Below are 22,366 nucleotides of genomic sequence, written 5' to 3'. Positions count from 1 at the left end.
CTATAATAGGCCCTGCAATAAATGTAGAGGAGCAGTGAACATGGCAGAAGAAAGCAAGCGGAATACTGAGCAGGAACTAGAGACCTTGGATCAGCCAGATGCTGACCGGTCCGACTGGGACCTTCAAACCCTCGACTATGATGAAACCATAGCGGTCCTAAATGGTGAGCAGAAGGTTCAACCCGAATTTGCCTTTGCTGACGACGTGCTGACAAAGATCAGGAAGGAGCAGCCGAAACTCAAGAGCGATGAGGACCTCAATAGCGTCATTGAGGATAAGTACCAGCAAATTCTCTTAGCCCGATATAACGTGGACCAGGAGCAGAACGTTACCATCGATAAAAAATAAATCGGCAGACATAGGAAACCCGGCACCAGTTGTTAACGATACAATGGTGCCGGGTTTCACATTTTCTCCCAACTAAATGAGTGCTTTAGCAACGCTCTCCCTAAATGTTCCCAAGCAAACTCATTATACACGCTTTTATGATTTGCAGTGCTCCCGTTCAGGAAACGGCCGATTTCTTCAGCAAACGTCAATTTTGTGCTGCCTTTTGCCGTCCCCGTCTGTAAAGCAACCACCAGCATGACAGCTGCTTAGACTATTGTAACTCCCTCAGAAAACTGCTTCCGTACTGCCCCGTCGGTAGGTTAAAATTCTCCAGGACCGTGGCGCCAAAGTCCGCAAAGGTGGACCGGGTGCCGAGTGTTCCGTGCCCGTGCATCGATGGTGAGTACACGAGCAGCGGGACCGTTTCCCGTGTGTGGTCCGTTCCCGTAAAGCCAGGGTCGTTGCCGTGGTCGGCTGTTATCACCAGCAGGTCATCATCGTGCAGGCGGTCCAAAACGGTCCCCAGTCGTTGGTCAAAGTCCATCAGGGCCCGGCCAAAACCGATTGGGTCGCGCCGGTGACCGTACATAGTGTCGAAGTCGACCAGGTTGGCGAAGCAGAAGCCGCTAAAGTCCTGCCCCATCACCTCGTCGACGTGATCCATCCCGTCTAGATTGCTCTCGTTGTGGTAGGCCCGTACAAACCCCCGTCCCGAGAAAATATCGTTGATCTTGCCAATCGCGATCGTATCCCAGCCGGCTTGGTGAAGGCGGTCAATCGCCGTCTCCCCCGTCGGCTCCAGGCTAAAGTCGCGCCGGTTGGCGGTCCTGGTGAAGTGGTCCTTATCGGGGCCGATGTATGGGCGAGCAATTACCCGGCCAACAACGATGTCCGGTCCATTCAACAGGGTGCGGGCATACGCGCAAATCCGGTAGAGCTCAGTCAGCGGAATAACGTCCTCGTGGGCGGCAATCTGCATTACCGAGTCGCCGGAAGTGTAGACAATCAGCTCGCCGGTATCCAGCTGCCGTTCACCGTAATCGTGGATGACCGCCGTACCTGAGTACGGATGGTTGACAATTACCCGCCGGCCGGAGAACTCTTCCAGCTTTTGAATAATTTCTGCCGGGAAGCCCTCAGGGAAAGTTGCCAGTGATTGCTTAACCGGTAGCCCCATCATTTCCCAGTGACCATCCATGCTGTCCTTGCCAGCAGAGATTTCGGCCATTCGGCCATAGTAGCCAAGCGGGGATTCTGCTGGTGCAACCCCCAAGAGCGGCTGGTCGCGGAGGTTGCTGATGCCGAGGCGGCCAAGATTCGGCAGGGCCAAACGACCGTGGTAAGCCGCACCGACGTGGCCGAGGGTATCGGCTCCCACATCACCGTACTTGGCGGCGTCTGCGGCAGCCCCGGTCCCGACCGAGTCCAAGACGATGCCAAAGACCCGTTTATACTTTTGATAATTCATTACTTAGCGGTTCCCCCTTCGTTATCCGCTTCACCGCTTGCCCAAACCTTGGTAGCGTAAACGGAGTTAAACAGCAGTGCGGCTTGCAAGGCAATTTGCGACAGGTCGCCGCCAAAGGTCCCGATGTGGACCCCCATTTGGAAACGAACTGCGAGGATAATCCAGTAAATGATGTTGGCGGTGTTGACCCAGATCCACAGGGACCAGTTTTCCTGGTACTTTAGGATGTAGAGCAACTGGGCGATGAAGCTAACCACCAGGTTAAAGGAGTCAAAGTACGGCAACTGGCCGTTGAACAGGCCGATAAAGTACCAGCCGATGAAGTAGGCCACCACGACCCCGGCGAAGACCCACCGCCGTACCTTGGGGCTAAATCGCTTGGTAGCGTCGTCGTGGCCCCACATGAACCAGCCGATTGGTTGTGAAATGACGTAGAAGATGTCCATTACGAAAGTTCCCCAGGTGTGGCTCTGCCAGGCAACGTAGGTCATGGCGATACACTGGATAAAGCCGAAGATAAAGGTGACCTTGCGTCCCTTCATCCCGTAAACCAGGGCCAGGGTGCCGAAGACCCCGGAGAGCATCCCAATCCAGCTATCGGGTGCGATGAGGTAGACCCCAACCTGTAATAACAGTAGGATTGTCACGTAGATTACTTCGAACTTCTTCCATTTGCTGAATAGCTGGGTAAAGAGCCAGCCGTGGTTGCTTGTGTTAGTCATTGTTATTCCTCCTCCAGACTGTGATCGCTCAAAATATCCAATGCGAGCTTGAGCGAAGCGACTTCCCCTTTGGCCATCAGGTCATCCCCGTTGACCAAGTCATTAACCCCGGCGGCTAAGTCACCCTCGTACAGGACGACGTTGTTTAAGATCGACAGGGTTTCCATCCCCCGCTGCCGGCCGATGGTCATCAGGGCACCGGATTCCATATCGGCGCCGACGATTCCCTTCCCTGACCAAAAGGCCTCGTGTTCAGCGTTATCGTCCATATAGAAACCATCATGGGACCGGATGATCCCGTAAACCGCCTGCGGTGCGTACTTATGCGCCAGGGACATTAAGCGGAACGAGGGCACCGCCGGGTAAATTTCCGGCACGTACTTTGGGGTGAGCCCGTCATCACGGACGACCCCCTCGCCGATAATCAGCTCCCCCAGGCCGATGCCGCTTTGCATCGCCCCGGCCGAACCAACTCGGATGACCTTCTTGACGTTGACGTTATGGAGCTCTTCGACCCCGACCCCGGCGGACGGGGCGCCGATGCCTGTTGACATTACCAGGATGCGTTTACCCTGGTAGGTCCCCAGGATGGACTTGTACTCCCGGTTGAAAGCCCATCCCTGGACGTCATCCAATAGCGGGGCCGCCTTATCCACCCGGGCGGGGTCACCGACGATGATGGCGCTGTCGGTCCCAATTGCACTGGTAAGCTGGGTGTGTGGCTGTTGTTCTTCTGTCATGGTAGCTAATCCTCCGTTTCCACGATTTTGCGTAGGGTTTGATAATCGGTGATTTTGATGGTGGCGTGGTCGATCTTAATAACGTCAAGGTCGGCCAGCCGCTTGAGCACCCGGTTGATGTTCCGGTAAGAAGTATCTACCTCATAGGTGATGCGTTCCCGGGTAATTGGCACACGGTCTGCAGCACAATTGAGCAGGAAGAAACCAATTTGCTGTAAAGCGGAGTGCATACTGTACCGTTCCATCCGCTTGGTCAGGTGGTAGATTTGCTCCGAAAGGTTGCTGATCAGCTGGTCGGCGAAGCGGTGGTCCGTTTGTGACCATTCGACGAAATCAGCATTACGGATTGCCAGCACCGTAATTGGTGAAATGTTGATGATCGAGGCGCTGTACGGCCGGTTGATAATGGCTTCCTGTTCACCCAAAAACATCCCCGCGTCGTAGACATCCAGCACGACCTGCTTCCCACTGGGTGAATTAAGGAAAACCTTGACCCGGCCCTTGACTAGCAAGTAGGTAAATTGGTATTGCTCACCCTGTTGCAGGAGAAACTGCTTGGTATCAAAATGTTGAACTTGCATTCGTTCAACGATGCCCAGCGGCGCTGTTTTGACAAGTTGGCGAACACGCTGGTTAGAGTTGATTGCTGCATCCACTTCATTAATGTTCAAGAGTATCACCCTCACTCTATGGAATTATTATAGTTGGTAGCGCTTACGGTTGACTATGTCACCTGTCCCTTAATATACACGAAATTCGCGGTTTTTGTTTATTAAGGGACAGAAATTGGGGACATTTGTCCCGACTAGTCAAAAACGTCCCCGTGTTGTTGGGGACACGAGGACGTTTAAGTATATATTAATTTTGTTTGCGCTTAGTACCAACTACCACTAGGGTTAATAGACCGCTGATTCCCAGGACGGTTAGCATGGGTGCATACTGGTTGCCGGTTTGGGGAAGCACTGGTTGCAAATCACCAGCCTGCCCCGCTTGGGGATTGCTGGCTGGTACTAGCCGACCGGTTGCGTGGCTGCTTAACAGATTATTGCTTGTCGACACCAGTTGCTCGCCTGGCAAGGCAGTTTGTGCGGCGTTGCCCGCCTGCTTTGGCGGCAGGACCTGTGCCCGGTAGTCATTGAGGAAGTGGAATTGGTGGTGGTCCTCAAATATTTTTCCAAGTGCTAAGAGAAGCAGGTCGCTGCCGGGGGCGCCCTCTAACTGGATTCCAAGTGGCAGACCGGCTGCGCTGACGTAGATTGGCAAACTCAGTGCCGGCTCTCCTGCTACGTTGGCGAGCTGGGTAAAGGGCGTTTTACTCAGGCCGTGAAGCCAGGACGCGTAAATCAGCTTCATTTGGTCCTTAAAGCCCAGTTTTTTTATCTGCAGTAATTTTGCCACATCCGCTGGCAGAAAGGCAGGATCGCTGTTCAGCGGAGCGGTCGTGGCGGTTGTCGGGGTTAAGTAGATGGGGTACTGCTGGTGGAAGGCAGTCATCTGCTGGTGGACGGTAGCCAACGCCTCCTGGTACTGCTGACGGGCAGTTTGCGGTGCCTTGCGGCTGGCTTCATACAGGGCGTAGGTCATTGGACTAACCAGCCCGGCTTTGACATCCTCAGCAGTCAAGTTGCGGTGGTACTTCTGCTGAAATAGGAAGTTAGCAACAGAGCCATCGCTCAGCGCCCCCAGGTAGTAGTTTTGCATCAGTTTAACCCCATCGACGGGACTATCCTGTTCGACTACATCAAAGCCCTGCGCGCGCAAGAATTGGACGGCATTCAGCACCGCGGTCCGGGCATCCTGACTAACCGGGGTCCCTACTGGCGAAACCAGGGAATAAGCAATTTTGAGTGAACGCAGGTCTTGGGGAAGCTCCTTCAAGGTCCCAGCCTGTTTGGGATTTAAGAGACCCTTTAAGAGGGTCACCGTGTCGTTAATGTCCCGTGTCTCCGCAAAGTTGACCACGGATGGCGTTGTTGAATCGCCAATGATCAATCCCTGGGTTGGCTTGAGGCCGATTACCCCCGACCATGAAGCAGGAATCCGTAGTGAGCCCCCGGCGTCGTTTCCGGTCGCGATGGGAACAATGCCCGCGGCAACGCTTGCGGCTGCCCCACCAGAGGACCCGCCGGGATTGCGGTCCAAACTCCACGGGTTATGCGCGGGGCCATAGAGGTTGGAGTTAGTAACGTTGATTAACCCTAGTTCGGGATAGTTAGTCTGTCCGAGAATAATAAAGCCGAGGTCCTTTAATCGTTGGACGAAATTTTTAGTATAGTGTGACTGAACACCCTGCTCGTAAGGCAAGCCATTCGTGTTGGGATAGCCCTTGTATGGCTGACCAATCCCTTTGATGAGGAGCGGAACCCCATAGAAAGGCTGCTCATTGTGCCCCGCCTTTTGTAGGTCTTGCAATTGCTGGTTAGCATCGGCTGGATTTGTGTAGATGACGTTATTTAGCTGGCGGTTCTGCTGGTCGATCTGACGGTAGGTATCGTTAATCAGGTCCTGGTCATTGATTTTGCCATCCCGAACCTGCTGGGCAAGTGCTCCGGCGGATTGGTTGCCGGCTGGCTGCCCAGCTTCGGCCAGACCAGTACCCGCCGAAGTGCCGGCGTTCCCTTGCTGCCCGGTTTGACTAGCATTACTGCTGGCTCCCTGATTAGTAGCTTGAACAGTAGTTGGTTGACCGCCAGCCGGTAGCTGGTCAGCTAATGCCGGTGCCGCAATACTGAGGTTTCCCGCCAGCAGGATCGCGGTTGCTAACGTACTCCACTTTCTACGATGAACATTCAAGATTGACTCACTCCTCCTGTAAAAACTACCGTAATTATATAAACAATTGTGACCGCTTACAACTAATAACTATTGTCTATTAGTGAGCAAGCCAGAATCTGCCAATTAGGGGCCGCTCGTTTTGCGGTATAATGGGAGTATTAATTTTACGGAACGGAGAATGAATAAGTGCGGTACCTATTTTTGATTAACCCCCATTCTGGTAGCGGTAAGGGGCTGGCGGCCTGGCAAAAAGTTCACCGCTACCTGGCCGGCCAGCAAGTTGACTATCAAACTGTTGTTAGCAAGTATCCCGGCCACCCGCGTGAACTGGCGGCTGCTTGCGCCGACTGCCGGCCCAGGGGTGACTGCTTGGTGGTAATTGGCGGGGATGGGACCCTCCATGAAGCCTTGACTGGATTAATAATGTCGGGCAGCCGACCGTGTCCGATTGCTTATATTCCAGCTGGCACTGGCAACGATTTTGCCCGAGGTTACCGCATTTCTACGGACCCACTTGAAGCCTTGCGGCAAATTTTAAATAATCGCCGGTCCCACCCGATCAACGTGGGCCGTTACCGGGAGCTTAGTACAGGACAAACCGGGATTTTTCTCAATAATTTTGGGATTGGGTTCGACGCCGCCATTGTGCACGCAACGAACCATTCGCGAGCAAAAGAGTGGCTAAACCACCACCATCTCGGCACTTTTGCTTACGTTTCCAAGGCGCTGCACGCCCTCTTCACCCAGCCGGCATTCACGGTCCGGGTAGCCGACGGCGGAAAAGAAGTCGTCTTTCCCCGGGGCTTCCTGCTGATTGCCAGTAACCACCCCTACATTGGTGGTGGGATCTGTGTGGCGCCGGACCAGCGAATCACTGAACGGCAATTGGAACTAGTAGTGGTGGAAAAACGGGGCTGGCTTTCCCTGCTGGGCGCGATGCTGGCCTTTGCCTGCGGGCGAATCACGACGTCTTCGGCCGCTCACGTCTTTCGTGGAGAACAGCTCCGCTACCGTATTCAGTCGGCCCAGTACGGACAGGTTGACGGCGAGGAACCAGGTCGACGGGCTTTTGACTTGGAGCTTGCTTGTCAGGAATACCCGGTGTGGCAGGAGCCGTTAGCGAAATAGGAGTGAGCTGAGAGTTGGTTACGATTTCACCTTTCGCCGCGCAGTTAGTCTTTAGAGAGGACAAATAGAGGCCTAAAGATCGGCAATGCCGGACTCTAGGCCTCATTTATGTGTGCCGCGTTATTCGATTTTTAACCAGAATTATTGGAAGAACTCCCTGGCCAATTGCTGGTAGAAACGGCTCGCCTGGTAAAAGGCCGTCAAATCCACATATTCGTCGGTCTGGTGCTTGCTATCGTTGCCGGGACCAATGAGGGCAATGTCGAAGTTTCCCCTGGCATGCAGAAATTCGGAGCCGTCGCTAGCGCTGGTTTGTCCCGTCGGCCGGATGGGGCTGGCCAATAGTTCTTCGTGGACCTTCCCAATCAGCTTAACCAGGGCCGAATCCTTGCTGCCCGGCATGGCCTCCTCGGGGTAGGAAAACTGCAGCTTGAGCTGGTAGTGTGGTTGCTGATTCAGGCGGTCAACCAGCTGGTTTAAAGCGTCAAAGACGACCTGGTTCGGGTATTCGGGAATCGTTCGGATATTTCCCTTGACCACCGCTCGCGCCGGAACACTGTTGATTTGCTGGCCCCCTTGAAAAACGCTCTGAACATGGGTTAGTTTGCCGAGGATCGGGTTAACCCGGTTGAAGGATGCCATTAATGGCCGAACCTGGCTGGCAAAGTCAACCAGCTGGTCAACCGCATTAATCCCGTTCTCTGGCTGGGAGCTGTGGGCCTGCTTGCCGAGCGCAGTGACACTGTAATCAATCACTCCCTTGGCAGTATAGCCGACTTCGCTGAGGCCGTTCGTCGGCTCCCCGATAATGAGGCCGGCTAAGTCGTCAGCGTAGCCGGCCTTGGTCAACTGGGCTGCCCCGTATTCCCCGGTTTCCTCCCCGACCGTTGCGAAGAGCCGGATTCGGCCGGGGATTGAGTCGGTGGCGAGCATATCGAGCATCATGACCAGCATGGCAGCAAGGCCACTCTTCATGTCGCTGGCTCCCCGCCCATATAGCCGCCCATTGCGGATGGTGGCGACGAAGGGATCGCTGGTCCATTGGTCAGGATTATCGGTAGCGACGACGTCTTCGTGACCACAGAAACCCAGCGTTCGCTTGCCTTCCCCAATGGTTACGACTAGGTTGTCACGGCCGGGCGCAAAGGGAACCCGGTCGATTTGGACCCGGTCGCCATAGGGTTGAAAGAGCGACTCAATCAAGTCGGCCACCCGGGCTTCGTTGCCGTTGACGCTGTTAATTGAAATTAGCTTTGCTAGAATGGCAACTTGCGCTTCTTGTTTCATCAGGACAAATCCTCCTTAATGTTTACCTTTTAATCCACCCCTTCGCATGGAACCGACGGTCAACACGAACATGGTCGTTCCCCTGGTCCTGCTCCGTTAGCTAAAGTGCAGGACGGTGCTCAAGGGAACCCGCTGGGAGTGGTAGTGATTGATCGGCTGGTCCGCAGGATAGCCGAGGGAGACGCCAATAATAATTCGTTCATCAGCCGGTATGTTTAATAGCCGGTGGAGGATTCGCGGGAAGCGGACACTGTTGTAGGTTGGAATCGAAGCTATGCCCCGGTTAGCGGCAGCCAGCATCAGGGTTTGGGCGAAGGCCCCGGCATCAAAGATTGACCAGTCCGGAGCGGCCTGCGGAACCGTCACGTAGAGAATTACCGGCGAATTGTACAGCTCAGCGCTCGCCGTAGTCATTGCGGCGTGGGCCTCGTCGAAATCCGGGAAGTGGTGGACAATCCCGTGCCGCCACTGCTTCATGTTAGCCTGGGTGCGTGGTGCCCACTCTTTCCTGCTCATTACCGGCAGGTCGGGCTGGCTGGCCTGCCCTGTTTGGTCGGCCTTGCGGTATGCGTCCTTGATCTTTTGCAGGACCGTCCCCCGGGCACAGTAGACTTGCCAAGGCTGTGAGTTGACCCAGGAAGGGGTGCGTTGGGCGACGGTGACGATTTCTTTGATTATATCCGTTGCGACCGGCTGGCTGGTAAACTGCCGGACTGAGTGTCGTTTATTGACGACTTTGGTAAAATCCATGGTGGAAAATCCCCCTTACTTAAATTAAAACAATCCCTTGACGAGGAAGAACACGATCGGAACCAGCAGTGCCGGTAAAAAGTTCAGTGTTTTGATGTCCCGCAATTTCAACAAGGTAATGCCGGTGGTGGCAATCAAAAAGCCCCCGACAATCGAGATTTCGGTAATCAGCTCGTTGCTAAAGAAATCAGCCGACAGGAACTTGGCGACCAGGAAGATCCCGCCCTGCCAGCAAAAGAGTATCGGTGCACAGGCGAGCATTCCCCAGCCGAAACTAGCACCGAAGACGATGGCGGTCACAAAATCGAGCATGGCGTTGGTGTAGAGCATCGTCTGGTCGCCTTTTACTGCCGCCATTACCGGCCCGACAATTGATAAGGCACCGATGCAGTACAGGAGCAATGCCGTTGCAATCCCCTTGGCAAGCTGGGAGCGGCCGCCGCAACGCTTAATCAGTCGGTCATAGTGGTCATCAATCCGCCACCAGGTGCCAAGGACGGCCCCCACCGCCAGACTGACGATAAACAGCACGGGATAATTGCTTCTGGGCATATTAAGGATTGCGTTTTCCAGGCCGATCCCGAGCGCGGCTAACCCCATGGCTGCAAAGAGCACTTCCTGGTATTTTTCCTTAATGCCGCCCTTAATCACGCAACCAGCAAGGGTCCCGATTAGCACCGCCAAAAAATTAACAATGGTGCCTACCATTGCGTTCATCCTCCCTATTCAAAAGCTAGCGTATCCAGATTGGAATACACTACCAGTTTAAATTAGTTTAGGTAAATTCGCCAGTGGAAAAGCCCGGACAGTCATACATAATAAACAGCCTTCCGAGGACGGCAGAGTCGAACTCGGAAGGCTGCGTAACGCTTTTGCAATTGTAGTGGTAAGCTGCTTAATCATGCTTGCGCTTGCCTAAGCCGAAAGCACCAAGCATCGTGCCCAGTGACAAGAAGGCCAGGCCAAGGGCAGTTGAGCTCTGCTGACTTCCGGTCTGCGGCAACTGCTTTGTCGGTGCTTGGCTGCCTGCCAGCCCAGCTTGTAGGCCGGTGCTGTCGCTAAGGTTTGCCTTAACCGAACTCCCCTGGCTGCCCGTTGCTGGAACCGGAATTGCCAGGTACTTGACCGTTAACTCAATGTCAGCAGAATCCGGCTGGATTTCTTGCTCGGGGATCTCGTCACGGTCGGCAGTGTAGCCGCTAATTTCCGGGCTGCTGACGGCGCTGAACGCAGGAACCAGGTTCCAGGGACCGTAGCTGATTTGGCCCGTGACCTCATCGACGGTGCCAATTCGACTAAATGTCCGCTTTGCCAGGTAATCCCCACTGGCAGTCTGTCCCTGCTGGGGACCATTTCCGTAGACGTAATGAATCATTTCGCTTACCGTCCGCTGGTCCGTAACCTGGTGACTACCGTGAACCAGGTGGACAACAAAGGCCTGGTCCTGGGAATCGTTGCGATCGTAGTAGCCAAAGTCAATCCCTTGGTAATCATCGGCGTTGCTGGTCAATGTCACCGGCTGCTTGCTGTCGGTGTTATCAACGGCCTTGACAAACCGGTAGCCCTGCTTAATTAACTGCTGGTACAAGGCATCGCCATTAGCAAAGGCGATTTTGCCGTTAGAAACTCCTTTTGCCAAATCCTGCATCTCAGGGATTACCGTGCCGGTAGTATCATCATAGAAACTCAGACCAGCAGTTTGCGAATTCGGTGTATAGGTTACGGTAACGTGGACGTTTGGACTGGTCGCAGTGACGCTGGTGGCCTTAACGTTGGTCCCGTCAGCCTGGCTGGTGGATTCAACGGTTGCCACGTGGTAGCCGGCAATCGTCGGGGACGTAATTGCGGGAAGCGTCTGAGCCTGCTTTCCGCTTGGCTGGCCATCTTCCACCGCAAACCAGGTTAAGTCGTTAGCAAGTAGCGGTTGACCATCGGCGCCGACCAGTTCGTTCCCCTGGTTATCCACTTTGACCAGGGCGGGCTGCCCCTGCTGGGCCTTCGTCAATACCAGGTCAATGTGACCAGTGCCGGTAAACCGTGCCGTTTGAATTGGGTTAGTGGTTTTACCATTCCCCTGCGTCGCGAAGAAGTCCTGAACCTCCTGGTCATGGTTGCTCCCGTCACTGAAGCGGTAAACAACGTCCCGCTGGACGGTTTTATCGGTGACGATTCCCGTGAACGGGTGCTCGTGGTCGACTGGTACAAGGGTATGCTTAAGGTGGACAATGAAGGTTTGACTAGGCAGCCCGTTATCAGCAACGCTATCGTACTGACCGAAGTCGTAGTCGGCAAAAGCTCCTCCCGGCTGGCTCCCCTTCGTCGGGTCAGTGCCGGCCTGGGTGCCAACGTAGGTATAGCCGCCCTTCGTATTATCGGTCAATTGCTGGTAGGTGTCCGTGACCTGGCTTCCAAAGGCAATCTTACCGTTGGTATAGCCATTAGCTTGGAATTCGCCCACCCCGGGGATGTATTGTCCGGTAGTATCATCGTAGAATTTGAGCTGGGCAGCCTGGGGATCAGCTGTGTAGTAAACGGTCTTTTCAAGCTCCTGGCTTTCCGGTGTTGCTTGGATCCCGCTGACCTGTGCCTGGTCAGGAGTGTAGCCCTTGATTGTCGTCGGACTGGTGACACTAGCAAAGGTTTGACTGCTTGGCGTCCAAGCCGACACGGTTGAAGTCCCGGTAACTAGGTCCGTAGTCTTCGTCCGCTGGAAGCTGGCCGCGGCCGGGGACTGGTCATCATAAATCTGGTGGCCCTGCAGGCTCCCCGTGTTCGCACCGTATTGGTAGTGAACGGTTAGGTGAACCGTGCGCTTTTCCGTCTCTTGACTGGTCTGGTGGACCAGGTGAATGGTAAAGTCCTGCAGGTTGCCGCTGATGGCGTCATAGTTGCCGAAGACCGTGGACCAATCCGCACTGCCATTGCTGAGCTGCTTGTTATTGGTATCATCATTGACGCTTGCCACCTGGTAATGCCGTTCGTTGACCAGGTTCTCAATTGTCTGCGCCAGGTTGGCAAAGGTAATGGAGGTGTCCTGTTCGCCCTTTGCAACCGGCAGCACGGGCAGGTTAACTGTGTTGGCCGGGTCAGTATCATCAACCAGTTTAAGGCGGGCCTGCTGTTGTTCCGTTGCCAGGTCATATACCAAGGTATCGCCATCAAAGTAGTATTGGGCAAGCTGGCCAAGGGCGGCGGAACCATTCTCAGCGCCGTTGGCATAGTCGCCGTGCTGCAAGTTAATCACTGCTTGGGGCTCGTTGGCATTAATGAGCTGGTACCGCGGGCTGATTTGACCGGCCTGTTGTGCTTTGGTCAGTGCAGCACTGACCTGGCCCGCACTCAGGTTTAACCGGTCTTGGTTGTCGGTCAAGGTTTGGGTTAAGCTGGGAGCGTCAACGTAGTGGTCGCCGCTGGCGTCGTGATAGTGGAACTGGACCTTCACCACGGACTTTCCAGTCACCGTGATTTGCGAAGCACCGGTTGCAGCGGAGTTGACGATAAACGGCTTGAGCTCGTCATTCCCTTCGGTCCAAGTAACAGAATGCAGTTCGCCCGTTTTACCCGCATCGGTTGCTAAGGTTGGGTCAATTCCCGCCAGGACTACCCGGTAGTCGCTACCCTGCGGAACGTTCGGCAGGGTGACAAGTACCGAACGGGTTTGCGCATTGTAGCCGTCGGTATAGTTGGCAGTCGTTGGATTATTGAGGTCGCTAGGCGTATTAGAATAAGAGATTACGGCGCCAGCGACCAGTTGTCCCGTCGCCAGGTCGATGACTTGCGCTGGTGCGGTCAGTTGGAAAGTAAAACTTTGCGAATTGTCGCTGCTGTGCGGCAGGTTGATTGCAAAGCGAACGTTCGTTAGGTCGCGATTACTATGGTTGCCCAGCGTTGCTGCATAGGTCATCTCGCTACTTCCCTTATCATCAGCGTTCCCTTGGATTTGTAAGCCATAGTCGAGGTTTCCCTGGGCAGTTTCAATGGTGCTCGTCCCCTGACCGACCTGAGTTGTCCAGGTCCCACTACCAATTTTAACCGCGGTGGAATTGTTTTCTACGAAGGGCAGCTCAGCATTAGTGACGGTTGGCAGTTCCTTCCCACTGAAATCCATGATTTTGGCATTATTGGCCATAACGTAAACGGACCAGGGTTGGGTACTGTTCCCGACGTCGGGAAGGTTGGTCAGGTTCAGGCGGTCGTCATTCTCCCCTTTAATTTGGATCCCGGTATAGTCTAGCTTGACAATCGTCCGTCCATCAGCGTGGAAGACGGTTACCTGAGGCTTGCTGGCGCCGGCGCGGAGCGAGGCTGTCAAAAGCGCTGCGGTACTGGTGGCGTTGTTGGGGAGAACAATATAGAAAACGGGATCCTTGGCTTTGCGGGCATACCAATCACTGATTGAAATGGCTCCCCCATTTGCTCCAGGATTGTGATTGTAGTTGCTAGCGGAAACCGAAAACATTAGCTGGTCCTTGGCAGTTGCTACTACAACCTGGTCAGCTGAACGATCAACGGTCCCAACGGTTCCATCAACGCCGGCGTAAAGCTTGGAAATGAGGTGATCGCCAACTTGAACGGCGCTTCCGTTGCTATACTTGTCGGCAACGTAGCCCTTTAGCTTAAATACCCCGACGATACCATTTTGGGACCAGATGAAGCCGTAAGAATGCGGCTCGCCAACGGGGAGCTGCGACAGGGTCAGCTCAATTTGACTGATGGCGCCAAGTTTGCTGAGGTCGATGGAGCCCCCATTGGCGACCGTCCCCGTTTGGGTTTGTCCGTTCCGGAGTGTAATGAGGTAATCAACCGTCCCTAAACCAGTGATGGTCGGTAAATCAAAACTCGTGGTCGTAACTCCATCAGGAACGGTGATGCGGAGGTGGACGTTGTTGAGTGGGGTTGGCGCAATGTTTTCAATTGCGTAGTTATACAGACTTAAAATATCATGGCTGCTGGTCTGGGGAATTTCGTGGTCATAACTGACGTTATCGGTGGTTTTTTTAGCATAAGCACCACCAATGTCAGTTTGGAGCAGCTCGCCGACTGGCTTGTTACTGTCAGTCCCCCAAATAATTTCCTGAAAGATCCCGGCAGTTGCCGTTAATGGCTGGGCGGCCCCAACATCCTGACTGATGGTGATCGGACTGGACCCCGCAACCGTGGTGTCCGCTTTAGGCGCTGTCATTTGGAAGTGGCCGGTAATTGCCACATTTTTTAGGTCCGTTCCAGGAGCAATGACAATTGTTACCGGACGGCCGATCCCATCTTGACTAATCGTAACCCCAGCCGGGTTATTTTCCTTACTCTTGGCCGTATTAAGGACAAAAGAAGCTGGTGTGGGAACGACAATGGTAGTTTGGTGGTTAATCTTAGAAAGCAGGTCGTTGTCACTTTGGTTTGTGACCCCCGTCCGTTCACCCAGGTTCAGCGTCCAGGTATAGTCGTTATCTACGGCCAGTTTCTTCGTCGCGTTCGGGTCTGGGAAAGTCCGCTGCCAGCTCGGCGCCAGAGATGGTGTGATGATCTGTTCAAAGGCTAATGTCTTGATCAGTTCATCGTTGCGGAAGATGGTAATCTGCTTAGTGCTTGTACCGGCATTGAATAGTTTCGCGGTCGTCAAGTTATATTTACTATAATTACCGTCGAACAGGAATGCGATATCCTGGGAAAGCGTTACCGAGGAGGTCAGCTTGTAGTCGACGTCAACGGAATAATCAGCATTTTGCTTTACCGTCATCTGGCCATAGTTGCTTGGCATTGCGACAGGGTTCGGCAGGTACGCCCCACCCTCAATGTGGATCCGGTAGTCATCGCCGGCCTGATTATTGGCAACCTTAATGCTTAACGAGACGTTCTTGTTCTGGCTAGGGTTCAGTTCCGAACCGTTCAGGCGGAAGTCCTCTTCCCGGTTAGCATTGCTTGCTGTCTGCGTAGCGGTTACGGGTTGCGAACTTGTAGAAAGCGGCACACTGCCTGCGGTTAAGTGGCTTCCGCTATTGGGAGCGTTTTGCTCCGCACCCGCCGTTCCCTGGTCTGGTTGCACTGTATCCGCAGAAGCAGCTTCACTAATTCCCAAATATAAACTAGTGCTTAGCAAAACTGAAGCTAGGCCAACGCTGAGCTTGCGCAAGCCGTAGTGCGGCGTTTGTTCTGCCATGTGCTGCTGGCGGTATGCTTGATTCTTTTTTGAAACCATGAGTATGTTAACCTCCGATAGTGTAGATAAGACTGCTGACCTGGTCAGGGCTAGTTACATTAAGGAAAGCGTCCCCCTAATACAAAAAGTATTTTACTAGAATTTCGCCTAAAGAAAAAGTACTTGTAAGCCCGCAAGTTGGCTTATTGACGGGGAAATTGGAATTTCAAAAGCGGCAATTAGTCGATTCACTTATCGTGCTATTACCACCTTTCTTGCTAAAAGCGCACTATTTTAAGAATATTTTGCTTATTTAGGTTGTTTTGACTTGATATTATTTTTAATAATCATATAATAAATGGTGTTAGGTAGTTTATGGATTTGCTACTTAACTCCCCCAGAATCTAAATAATACTCTTTCCTAGAAACCATTTGAGTGTTACTTAGTGTGAGACCTCCCTATCTCACAAAAAAAGGCATCGGTTCTTTCCGCCGATGTCTTTTTTATTTTACTATTGATTATTTGTCTGGCTACTGGTGTTGGCAGTGCCGGGGGTGCTAGCAGCCGCAGCTGGGTTGGCACTCCCCCGCCTGATGTTGCTGGTTTCAGTAGTAGTGTTGCTGTTGACAACTACTTGCCTAGTGCTGGACTGGCTTGCTGGGGCCGGGGTAGAAGTAACCGTGGCTGTTTTCGCTTGGCGAACAATCAGGTCTTTAACGGTTTCTTTGCCATTGCGCCGTGCGACTACCTGGTACGGGCCCGCCGCGTCTAAAGTAATCACTTTGGTGGTGGTTCCATGACCCTTGGCAACCGTAAAACTATCGTAGGCGTGGCCGGTATTGCGGCCCTTAATGATCACTGTGCTACCACGAGATACCGTGATTTTGAGGTTAACCTGCCCATTGCCATCCATTGTGACGTCTGGGGTAAAGTCCAGCTGGATGGCCTGGTCAGCTGACCGTACTGGCGTTGAGCTGGAGGCAGCTTTTACTGGTTGGGTGGGCTTAGCGGCCGCCCGGTGACTGTTGATGCCGGTATAGACTGCTCCGCCAACGCCGACCAGGAACACGAGCAATACTAGCCAATTGAAGAAAATTACGCCCTTGCTAAGCTCATTATTACCTTTTTTAGTTCGGTGAACTTGACGGATGAATTGAATGATTAAGATAATCAGGGCAACCGCTGCACTAATGATAAAAATACTCATATGAACTCCTAATTATTGTTTTGTTCGTTGAAGGGATCCCAGCTGTATTTCGCCCGGGGGCCACCGATGTACTTCGGCCGTGACCGCAGGTAAGTGGTGTGGGCGTTGCCAATTTCGGTAACTGAAGTTCGGACGGGAACTTGGACGAACTTAACGTGCATTCCAATCGAGGTGTCACCAATATCCATCCCCGCCTCTGCCTGGATGTGCTCGACTTCAACCGGATCGTCCATGTTTTCAAAGGCTGCGATTTGACCAGCCCCGCCGGCATGGATTTGCGGGTAGACCATCACAATTTCTAGTCCCCGCTCTTTTGCTACCGTACGTTCAACGACCAGCGCCCGGTTGAGGTGTTGGCACCCCTGGACTGCGAGGTGGATTCCCAGTGGCTTGAGAACCTCAATAATCGTTTTGATGATTGCCCGGCCGATTTCGATGCTGGGAAACTTACCGATTTTTTTGCCTTGGACCTCACTGGTACTGAGCCCGACGACCAGGATGTCGCCCTTAGTGAGTTTGGCTTCTGCTAATAGTTCGGTCAGTCCTTGTTTAGTTTCTTTTTTAATTGTGTCAATATTCATAGTCATACTAAAGCCTCCCTTAGTTTCACTACCAGTTTAGCATTTTTTTCGGACTAGGTGGCCTTTTTTACAACTATTCTAGTTATCTGACCCCTAACAATTGAGGCCAAAAGGGTTATAATTAACTGTATTGAGCGCTCTTAGTGTAACTGGATAGCACATGAGATTTCGGTCCTCATGATCCGGGTTCAAGTCCCGGGGAGCGCATTTTGGAAGAATTATAGAAAAACACGAAAAACACCTAATCACTGTTATATCAGTCAATTAGGTGCTTTTTAGTGTTTAGAGAAATCTTACAGAATCACATAAAATAACAATAATGGTGCATGAATGGTGCACGATGAATAAAACCATGCACCATAGTTTTACTACAAATAAAAAAGACCCGGCAGACGCTTTCCACACGTCTCCGGGTCATAATAATCTCAAATTGGCAACAAAAAAAGGCCTCAATGTACGGAGACCCTCCCAGTAAGGCCGGCGCACTTATTTAGTACGCTTAATAACTATTATCGGTCCCTTACTGTAGCAAATGTACTATCATGTACTTGCAACATAATAATACCATCTCGCTAAGGTAAAATCAATGAAGTATGATTATTTAAAATTCTTAGTTTCTCATTTCGTACATAGTAAGAAGTCCATATACGGTTTGCTAATATATCACATGCCTGAATTAGATAGTCTTTTGACGAATCGCAATAGGTAACATCAACAAACAATTTACCATGCAAAATGGGCCTATAAAATGTACCGTAATTAAAGTTATTAATTCCCTTTGCTAGTTCTTCTTCGACAGAGTCTCCCAATCCGTAAATACCATTTGTCGCTGTATTTTGTTCGTCTACAAATATATGAATATGAATTTCCTCGTGATTGTCAATTTTACCTAATGATAATAGCTTTTTCACTTCTTCTTTAATAACTCTTTTTAATACGTAATCTTTATAACGATGTATAGAATTTTTGTCATTTAGTATGTATGATCGCAATTCTGAAATTCTAACCGCAACTGAAAACGAGTCATAGCCATGCATAACCTTATATAACTTATTTTTCTGCTTAGGTTTTAAACGGCATGCCTTTGCTTCCGCATGTAAATTAAGACCCTTTTTTATATTATCGGATAACGTCCGATACTTTCTATGAGCGTCTTCCCGATGCTCTTTACCTAAAAAACAGTAACCAGCATATATAAAATATTCATTTCTAGCATTCCTATGAAGAACACCAGAATCATCTACGTAAAAATATATGTTTTTCATCATCTAAACCCGTTTTTATTTTAATTATACCATGAAACAAAAAAAGACCCGGCACCTGCTTTCCACACAGGCCCGGGTCACGGTTAACTTTTGAAGGAGATTTTTTATCTCCATTCTTTTTTATTTTGCATTTAACAGCAGGGTCACATCCTGCTGACGACTTACACTAATGTCATGAGCCGCAAATGTTTGCTCCGTCTTACCGTCAAGGACTGGTATTTTGAAACGGGTCGAACCAGTAGTCAACATACTTGCCCTCACCGTGCTCTTCGTCAGAGTAGCGGGCAATAATCTGGAGCTTGTGGCCAACCAGGCTAGCATCGTAGTCAAAGGCGGCATTAAAGCCCGATTGCCCGGATCCATAGATTCCTGGTTGAGCCTTGGCCACGTCGGGACGGGCTGCAGGTTCAAACTTGACTCGTTGCAGTTCCCGGTTGGCAGCCGTGTCAAACAGAATGACGAAGCGGTATGGCTTGCCGATAGACAGGTCAGATGCAAACCAACCGGCCATGTGTAGCTGCTTGCCGAAGGACACGCTCATGCTATCCAGGTAAGCGGCCGACTTGGACAAGTCCGCCAGGCTTACGTAGTCAGTGGCGTTGCCTGCCGGGTCGTCCGTGTACCGGAAGTAGACCCGTAGCTTCTTGCCGGCCATGCCTGCCGTGTAGTCAAACTTGGCATTGAAGCCGGACTGACCGGCCCCCGAAATGTCTGGGAAAGCCTTAGCCACGTCTGGGCGTGGCGACAAGGCCATACTCTCCCGGGCAAACTCGTGCCCCGGGTCATCGGTAAGGATAACATAGTGATTAAACAGACAGTTATAAATAAGGATAGCACGTCCAAACGTGATCGACGTTAAAAGCTACTATTGGGGGAATATTTATTATGAAGTTAAAGAATGTTATTGCGCTTAGTTTATTAGGTATTTGCGGCGAGACAATTATTTCATCAGCTAATATTAGCTATGTTTATGCTACAAAGGACAAGTACGCAAGTATTAACAAAGAAATTACTGATACATTACAGCAAAATAAAGGTTGGGCTACCGGCAAACTAGATGAGAATGGCAGTTCAACTGATAGTGGTACTCCTAATGACGCTTTCAATTGGGCAAATTACATTACCAATATAAAATATACTGGTAAAACTAAAATTGAAATATCAGTAACAAATGATTTTAAATCGCTTGATTCTGATACTAAAAAAGATACTATTTCACAGGCTGAAAATAGTGCGGCGGCTATATTGCTTGACCACAAGAAAGTTAATGATGATGACCTCATCAAAGGCCTAAATGTGAAGATCCTATGTCACCATGTTCTTATCGGCACATCGACTGGTCACCACACATATAGTTTCCACTAAAAATAGCTTTCATTGTCCAAACACTGAAGACGTTAAAAGCTGGAATTAATTTCACTAAGTTAAATTAATAAACTTATAAGTGTTAATAATGCTTATCGTTCGGATTCTAAACCCGTCGATTTCGACTGGTTTACAGAAGTGAGGTAACATATGTTATTAAACAAACCAATGCTAAACAGTGCTCAACTTATTAAACATATGCAAGAAAAAGGTATCAAGTTTGAAATCATAAATACTAATGATGCCAAATACATGCTAGACAATATTAACTACTATTTTAAAGTCGCGTCTTACAGAGTTAACTTCCCTAAGGACAACAATGGAAAATATATCAATCTTGATTTTGCATATTTGACTGACCTTGCTTCTATTGATATGCAACTGCGAGACTACTTGCTTGATTTATCTCTTGATATTGAACACGGAATAAAAGTGTTGCTTTTACACCAAATGTCAGAAGACCCCAATGAAGATGGCTATCAAATTGTTCAGGAATTCAAGAAACAATTCCCAAAGCAATATGCTCATACTTTAGTTAACCTTAAAAATAACCGCTATGAGAAAGATATGTATTTGAAACATCACGAACATATCCCGGTTTGGATATTCATGGAAATTATTACTTTCGGTACTCTTTCTCAATTCGTAGACTTTTATTATTCTAAACATCCATATAAGAGAATCAGGCCCGTATACAATCATTTGAAATTCAGCAAAAACATTCGAAATGCATGTGCACATAGCAATCCGTTGTTGCTTAATCTTTTTTCTGAACGTGAATTTTTACCACACCCCTCTGGGCCAGTTAGATCAGCTGCTAGAGTAATTGGAGTCCCTAATAACTATCTGAATGACTTAAAAATTAATGATTTAGTTTCAACATTCTATTTGCATAAAATCATACAAAGCAAGAAAATGAGCGAACATCGTGTTCGGCAAGGCCATAGATTAATCGATCGATTCCACCGACATGAAGAGTGGTATGCAGATAATACACGATTAAATTCATTCTTTTCGGTCTTAAATACAATGATTGACTACTTAAATTAAATCCTGTATACTTGTAAACAAGGAAACAGCGGTACGGCCGTTGGCTGAACTAGGGAAATCAGTGATTTGCCGAAGTCAGTTTAGTAGAAAAGAGTCGATCATTAAGTTGGTCGGCTCTTTTCGTTTAAAACAAAAGCCTCCAGACAGCAGCAACCGTCCGGGGTCACGCGATCTCTTTAAAATATTTGGGACTACAACGCCCCTCCTCCCCCAGTTATAGGATGTCCACTTATCGTCTGGTATAATTATTAGCAACCACCTCTGATGGTTTAAATACTGAAATTTTGTTCAAGGAGTATTGTTGTAATGGATAATCAAAGTACTATGGCGTCGCAAAACGATGCTAGACAATTTAAGTTCTGCCAAAACTGTGGTGCCAAGATTGATGCCAACGCGGTAATTTGTCCGCATTGTGGTGTCGCGCTGCCAGCATTCACCCCCGCAAGTTCAGTGCCGGCCACTGCGAATGGTAAGAAGGGTTCCTACTGGTGGAGCGTTCTCGGCTTCTTCATCCCGGTTGCTGGCCTGGTTCTCTACATTGTTTGGCGCACCAGTGAACCCAAGAGTGCCAATGCAGCGGGCTTAGGTGCCTTGATTCACGTTGTATTGTGGACCGCTATTATAGCGTTCTTTTTTACGCTCGCTGTAATGACAGCATAAAGGCGACCAGTCCCTATCAATCTTTAAGGAGGGATAGCTATGCGTTATCGTTACGTTGCCGTGGATATTGACGGGACCCTGCTTGACGATCAGGACCGTTACGACCGGGCACGCCTTGCCAAAGATATTTGCGCCCTTCGTCGGCAAAACATCACCTTTTTAATCGCAAGCGGAAACAGCCTTGATGCCTTACAAACACGGTTCGGCAAGCTGGTCAATAACTTCGTGGCCGAAAACGGCGGGCGGGTCATGGTTGCCGGGCACGAAATTCGCGGAGTTGCCCATCAGCCGGCCACGATTGCTAAGCTGTTAGACTACATCCAGCAGCTTCCCCAGCCGGACCTTCTCTCCTTATCCGCCGCCAGTCAAACAATGATTCCGCAGAAATTTGCGGCGATGCCGGTCCCCTACTATCCGCACCACGCCTATTTTGAACGGCTGGCCGAAATTAGCGAGCCGGTTTATAACGTCAATGTTAACTGGTATCAGCATCAGCTGCCCTTAGCACAGATCCAACAGATTGTCCACACGATTAACCGGGCCTTCCCGGAAGTTAATGCCACGTACAGCGGCGCCTATGGCATTGACATTCTTCCCCGGGGCGTCAATAAGGCCCGGGGGTTAGCTACATTTGTCCGGCACACCGGCGGCAATATGAACCAAGTCGTTGCCGTTGGTGATACTTCCAATGACCTAGAAATGGTTTCGGCGGCTGGTCTCGGCCTTGCCATGAGGAACGCCAGCCCAGATTTGCAAGCCGTCGCGGATGCCGTTACGACCGCGGATAATAACCATAACGGCCTGCTAAGAGCAATTGAAGCCCACTTTTCTTTGTGACCAGGTTAAATAAAGGCTCTAAAGTCCCTGAAGTTCAAGGATTTTAGAGCCTTTATCATTATTTTC

The 22,366-nt window shown here is 50.7% G+C and carries 19 protein-coding genes and 1 tRNA gene; 7 read left to right on the top strand and 13 right to left on the bottom strand.

All coding sequences use genetic code 11. From position 1 onward, the window contains the following. Nucleotides 1-40 precede the first annotated feature (40 nt). On the top strand, nucleotides 41-349 hold the full coding sequence (locus HMPREF0494_RS01650; protein ID WP_007123175.1) for a hypothetical protein: 309 nt from the start codon (nucleotides 41-43) through the stop codon (nucleotides 347-349). Nucleotides 350-602: 253 nt separating this feature from the next. Here the strand turns inward: HMPREF0494_RS01650 and HMPREF0494_RS01640 are convergent, their stop codons facing one another. From HMPREF0494_RS01640 to HMPREF0494_RS01620, 5 genes are all read right to left on the bottom strand, one after another. After that, nucleotides 603-1,799 carry a phosphopentomutase gene (locus HMPREF0494_RS01640; protein WP_007123173.1) on the bottom strand — a complete coding sequence of 399 codons (1,197 nt, stop codon included), beginning with the start codon at nucleotides 1,797-1,799 and terminating at the stop codon, nucleotides 603-605. After that, nucleotides 1,799-2,521, bottom strand: a complete 723-nt coding sequence (gene pnuC / locus HMPREF0494_RS01635; RefSeq protein WP_007123172.1) for a nicotinamide riboside transporter PnuC — start codon at nucleotides 2,519-2,521, stop codon at nucleotides 1,799-1,801. The genes HMPREF0494_RS01640 and pnuC overlap by 1 nt, the downstream gene beginning before the upstream one ends. 2 nt (nucleotides 2,522-2,523) lie before the next feature. Next, nucleotides 2,524-3,261, bottom strand: coding sequence for a nucleoside phosphorylase (locus HMPREF0494_RS01630; RefSeq protein ID WP_007123171.1), 738 nt, complete (start codon nucleotides 3,259-3,261; stop codon nucleotides 2,524-2,526). Between the two features lie 5 nt (nucleotides 3,262-3,266). After that, the gene (locus HMPREF0494_RS01625; RefSeq protein WP_244858919.1) at nucleotides 3,267-3,941 is read right to left on the bottom strand and encodes a Crp/Fnr family transcriptional regulator; all 675 of its coding nucleotides are present in this window, start codon (nucleotides 3,939-3,941) and stop codon (nucleotides 3,267-3,269) included. A 178-nt stretch (nucleotides 3,942-4,119) separates the two neighbouring features. Beyond that, the gene (locus tag HMPREF0494_RS01620) at nucleotides 4,120-6,054 is read right to left on the bottom strand and encodes an amidase family protein (protein WP_007123169.1); all 1,935 of its coding nucleotides are present in this window, start codon (nucleotides 6,052-6,054) and stop codon (nucleotides 4,120-4,122) included. Between the two features lie 168 nt (nucleotides 6,055-6,222). Between HMPREF0494_RS01620 and HMPREF0494_RS01615 the strand changes: the two genes are divergently transcribed. Further along, nucleotides 6,223-7,164, top strand: a complete 942-nt coding sequence (locus tag HMPREF0494_RS01615; protein WP_007123168.1) for a diacylglycerol/lipid kinase family protein — start codon at nucleotides 6,223-6,225, stop codon at nucleotides 7,162-7,164. A 141-nt stretch (nucleotides 7,165-7,305) separates the two neighbouring features. Here the strand turns inward: HMPREF0494_RS01615 and HMPREF0494_RS01610 are convergent, their stop codons facing one another. From HMPREF0494_RS01610 to HMPREF0494_RS01585, 6 genes are all read right to left on the bottom strand, one after another. Further along, entirely contained in the window at nucleotides 7,306-8,451 is a 1,146-nt protein-coding gene (locus tag HMPREF0494_RS01610; protein WP_007123167.1) for an ArgE/DapE family deacylase, read from the bottom strand. Nucleotides 8,452-8,547: 96 nt separating this feature from the next. Then, the gene (locus HMPREF0494_RS01605; RefSeq protein WP_007123166.1) at nucleotides 8,548-9,201 is read right to left on the bottom strand and encodes a nitroreductase; all 654 of its coding nucleotides are present in this window, start codon (nucleotides 9,199-9,201) and stop codon (nucleotides 8,548-8,550) included. A 24-nt stretch (nucleotides 9,202-9,225) separates the two neighbouring features. Then, nucleotides 9,226-9,909 (bottom strand): DUF554 domain-containing protein, encoded by a 684-nt coding sequence (locus HMPREF0494_RS01600; protein ID WP_040458650.1) that lies wholly within the window; start codon nucleotides 9,907-9,909, stop codon nucleotides 9,226-9,228. A 187-nt stretch (nucleotides 9,910-10,096) separates the two neighbouring features. Further along, nucleotides 10,097-15,394, bottom strand: coding sequence for a mucin-binding protein (locus tag HMPREF0494_RS01595; protein ID WP_007123164.1), 5,298 nt, complete (start codon nucleotides 15,392-15,394; stop codon nucleotides 10,097-10,099). A 452-nt stretch (nucleotides 15,395-15,846) separates the two neighbouring features. After that, nucleotides 15,847-16,542: a hypothetical protein gene (locus HMPREF0494_RS01590; protein ID WP_007123163.1), complete on the bottom strand. Its 696-nt coding sequence runs from the start codon at nucleotides 16,540-16,542 to the stop codon at nucleotides 15,847-15,849. An 8-nt stretch (nucleotides 16,543-16,550) separates the two neighbouring features. Then, the gene (locus HMPREF0494_RS01585; protein WP_040458748.1) at nucleotides 16,551-17,123 is read right to left on the bottom strand and encodes a TIGR01440 family protein; all 573 of its coding nucleotides are present in this window, start codon (nucleotides 17,121-17,123) and stop codon (nucleotides 16,551-16,553) included. Nucleotides 17,124-17,257: 134 nt separating this feature from the next. On the opposite strand from HMPREF0494_RS01585, the gene HMPREF0494_RS01580 reads away from it, so the two are divergent. Continuing rightward, a tRNA-Arg gene (locus HMPREF0494_RS01580) sits at nucleotides 17,258-17,330 on the top strand. A 365-nt stretch (nucleotides 17,331-17,695) separates the two neighbouring features. Here the strand turns inward: HMPREF0494_RS01580 and HMPREF0494_RS01575 are convergent. Beyond that, nucleotides 17,696-18,388 carry a DUF3800 domain-containing protein gene (locus HMPREF0494_RS01575; protein ID WP_040458649.1) on the bottom strand — a complete coding sequence of 231 codons (693 nt, stop codon included), beginning with the start codon at nucleotides 18,386-18,388 and terminating at the stop codon, nucleotides 17,696-17,698. 205 nt (nucleotides 18,389-18,593) lie between these two features. Then, nucleotides 18,594-19,142 (bottom strand): hypothetical protein, encoded by a 549-nt coding sequence (locus HMPREF0494_RS11440; protein ID WP_007123160.1) that lies wholly within the window; start codon nucleotides 19,140-19,142, stop codon nucleotides 18,594-18,596. Between the two features lie 131 nt (nucleotides 19,143-19,273). Between HMPREF0494_RS11440 and HMPREF0494_RS01565 the strand changes: the two genes are divergently transcribed. From HMPREF0494_RS01565 to HMPREF0494_RS01550, 4 genes are all read left to right on the top strand, one after another. After that, complete coding sequence (locus tag HMPREF0494_RS01565) at nucleotides 19,274-19,753, top strand: hypothetical protein (protein ID WP_007123159.1); 480 nt, start codon at nucleotides 19,274-19,276, stop codon at nucleotides 19,751-19,753. Nucleotides 19,754-19,903: 150 nt separating this feature from the next. Beyond that, nucleotides 19,904-20,803, top strand: coding sequence for an Abi family protein (locus HMPREF0494_RS01560; RefSeq protein ID WP_007123158.1), 900 nt, complete (start codon nucleotides 19,904-19,906; stop codon nucleotides 20,801-20,803). Between the two features lie 306 nt (nucleotides 20,804-21,109). Further along, nucleotides 21,110-21,463, top strand: a complete 354-nt coding sequence (locus HMPREF0494_RS01555) for a zinc-ribbon domain-containing protein (RefSeq protein WP_007123157.1) — start codon at nucleotides 21,110-21,112, stop codon at nucleotides 21,461-21,463. 39 nt (nucleotides 21,464-21,502) lie between these two features. Beyond that, on the top strand, nucleotides 21,503-22,300 hold the full coding sequence (locus tag HMPREF0494_RS01550) for an HAD-IIB family hydrolase (protein ID WP_007123156.1): 798 nt from the start codon (nucleotides 21,503-21,505) through the stop codon (nucleotides 22,298-22,300). The last annotated feature ends 66 nt before the right edge of the window (nucleotides 22,301-22,366 follow it).

This window comes from Limosilactobacillus antri DSM 16041, assembly GCF_000160835.1.
GTDB classification, from domain to species: domain Bacteria; phylum Bacillota; class Bacilli; order Lactobacillales; family Lactobacillaceae; genus Limosilactobacillus; species Limosilactobacillus antri.
This window is presented reverse-complemented; position numbering and strand designations above follow the sequence as displayed.

Bases quoted from the DNA above. Each gene is read 5' to 3' on its own strand.
- HMPREF0494_RS01595 (WP_007123164.1), bottom strand. From the start codon at position 15,394: ATGGTTTCAAAAAAGAATCAAGCATACCGCCAGCAGCACATGGCAGAA.
- HMPREF0494_RS01600 (WP_040458650.1), bottom strand. From the start codon at position 9,909: ATGGTAGGCACCATTGTTAATTTTTTGGCGGTGCTAATCGGGACCCTT.
- HMPREF0494_RS01630 (WP_007123171.1), bottom strand. From the start codon at position 3,261: ATGACAGAAGAACAACAGCCACACACCCAGCTTACCAGTGCAATTGGG.
- HMPREF0494_RS01550 (WP_007123156.1), top strand. From the start codon at position 21,503: ATGCGTTATCGTTACGTTGCCGTGGATATTGACGGGACCCTGCTTGAC.
- HMPREF0494_RS01640 (WP_007123173.1), bottom strand. From the start codon at position 1,799: ATGAATTATCAAAAGTATAAACGGGTCTTTGGCATCGTCTTGGACTCG.
- HMPREF0494_RS01575 (WP_040458649.1), bottom strand. From the start codon at position 18,388: ATGAAAAACATATATTTTTACGTAGATGATTCTGGTGTTCTTCATAGG.
- HMPREF0494_RS11440 (WP_007123160.1), bottom strand. From the start codon at position 19,142: ATGGCCTTGTCGCCACGCCCAGACGTGGCTAAGGCTTTCCCAGACATT.
- HMPREF0494_RS01560 (WP_007123158.1), top strand. From the start codon at position 19,904: ATGTTATTAAACAAACCAATGCTAAACAGTGCTCAACTTATTAAACAT.
- HMPREF0494_RS01585 (WP_040458748.1), bottom strand. From the start codon at position 17,123: ATGAATATTGACACAATTAAAAAAGAAACTAAACAAGGACTGACCGAA.
- HMPREF0494_RS01610 (WP_007123167.1), bottom strand. From the start codon at position 8,451: ATGAAACAAGAAGCGCAAGTTGCCATTCTAGCAAAGCTAATTTCAATT.
- HMPREF0494_RS01590 (WP_007123163.1), bottom strand. From the start codon at position 16,542: ATGAGTATTTTTATCATTAGTGCAGCGGTTGCCCTGATTATCTTAATC.
- HMPREF0494_RS01650 (WP_007123175.1), top strand. From the start codon at position 41: ATGGCAGAAGAAAGCAAGCGGAATACTGAGCAGGAACTAGAGACCTTG.
- HMPREF0494_RS01565 (WP_007123159.1), top strand. From the start codon at position 19,274: ATGAAGTTAAAGAATGTTATTGCGCTTAGTTTATTAGGTATTTGCGGC.
- HMPREF0494_RS01605 (WP_007123166.1), bottom strand. From the start codon at position 9,201: ATGGATTTTACCAAAGTCGTCAATAAACGACACTCAGTCCGGCAGTTT.
- pnuC (WP_007123172.1), bottom strand. From the start codon at position 2,521: ATGACTAACACAAGCAACCACGGCTGGCTCTTTACCCAGCTATTCAGC.
- HMPREF0494_RS01555 (WP_007123157.1), top strand. From the start codon at position 21,110: ATGGATAATCAAAGTACTATGGCGTCGCAAAACGATGCTAGACAATTT.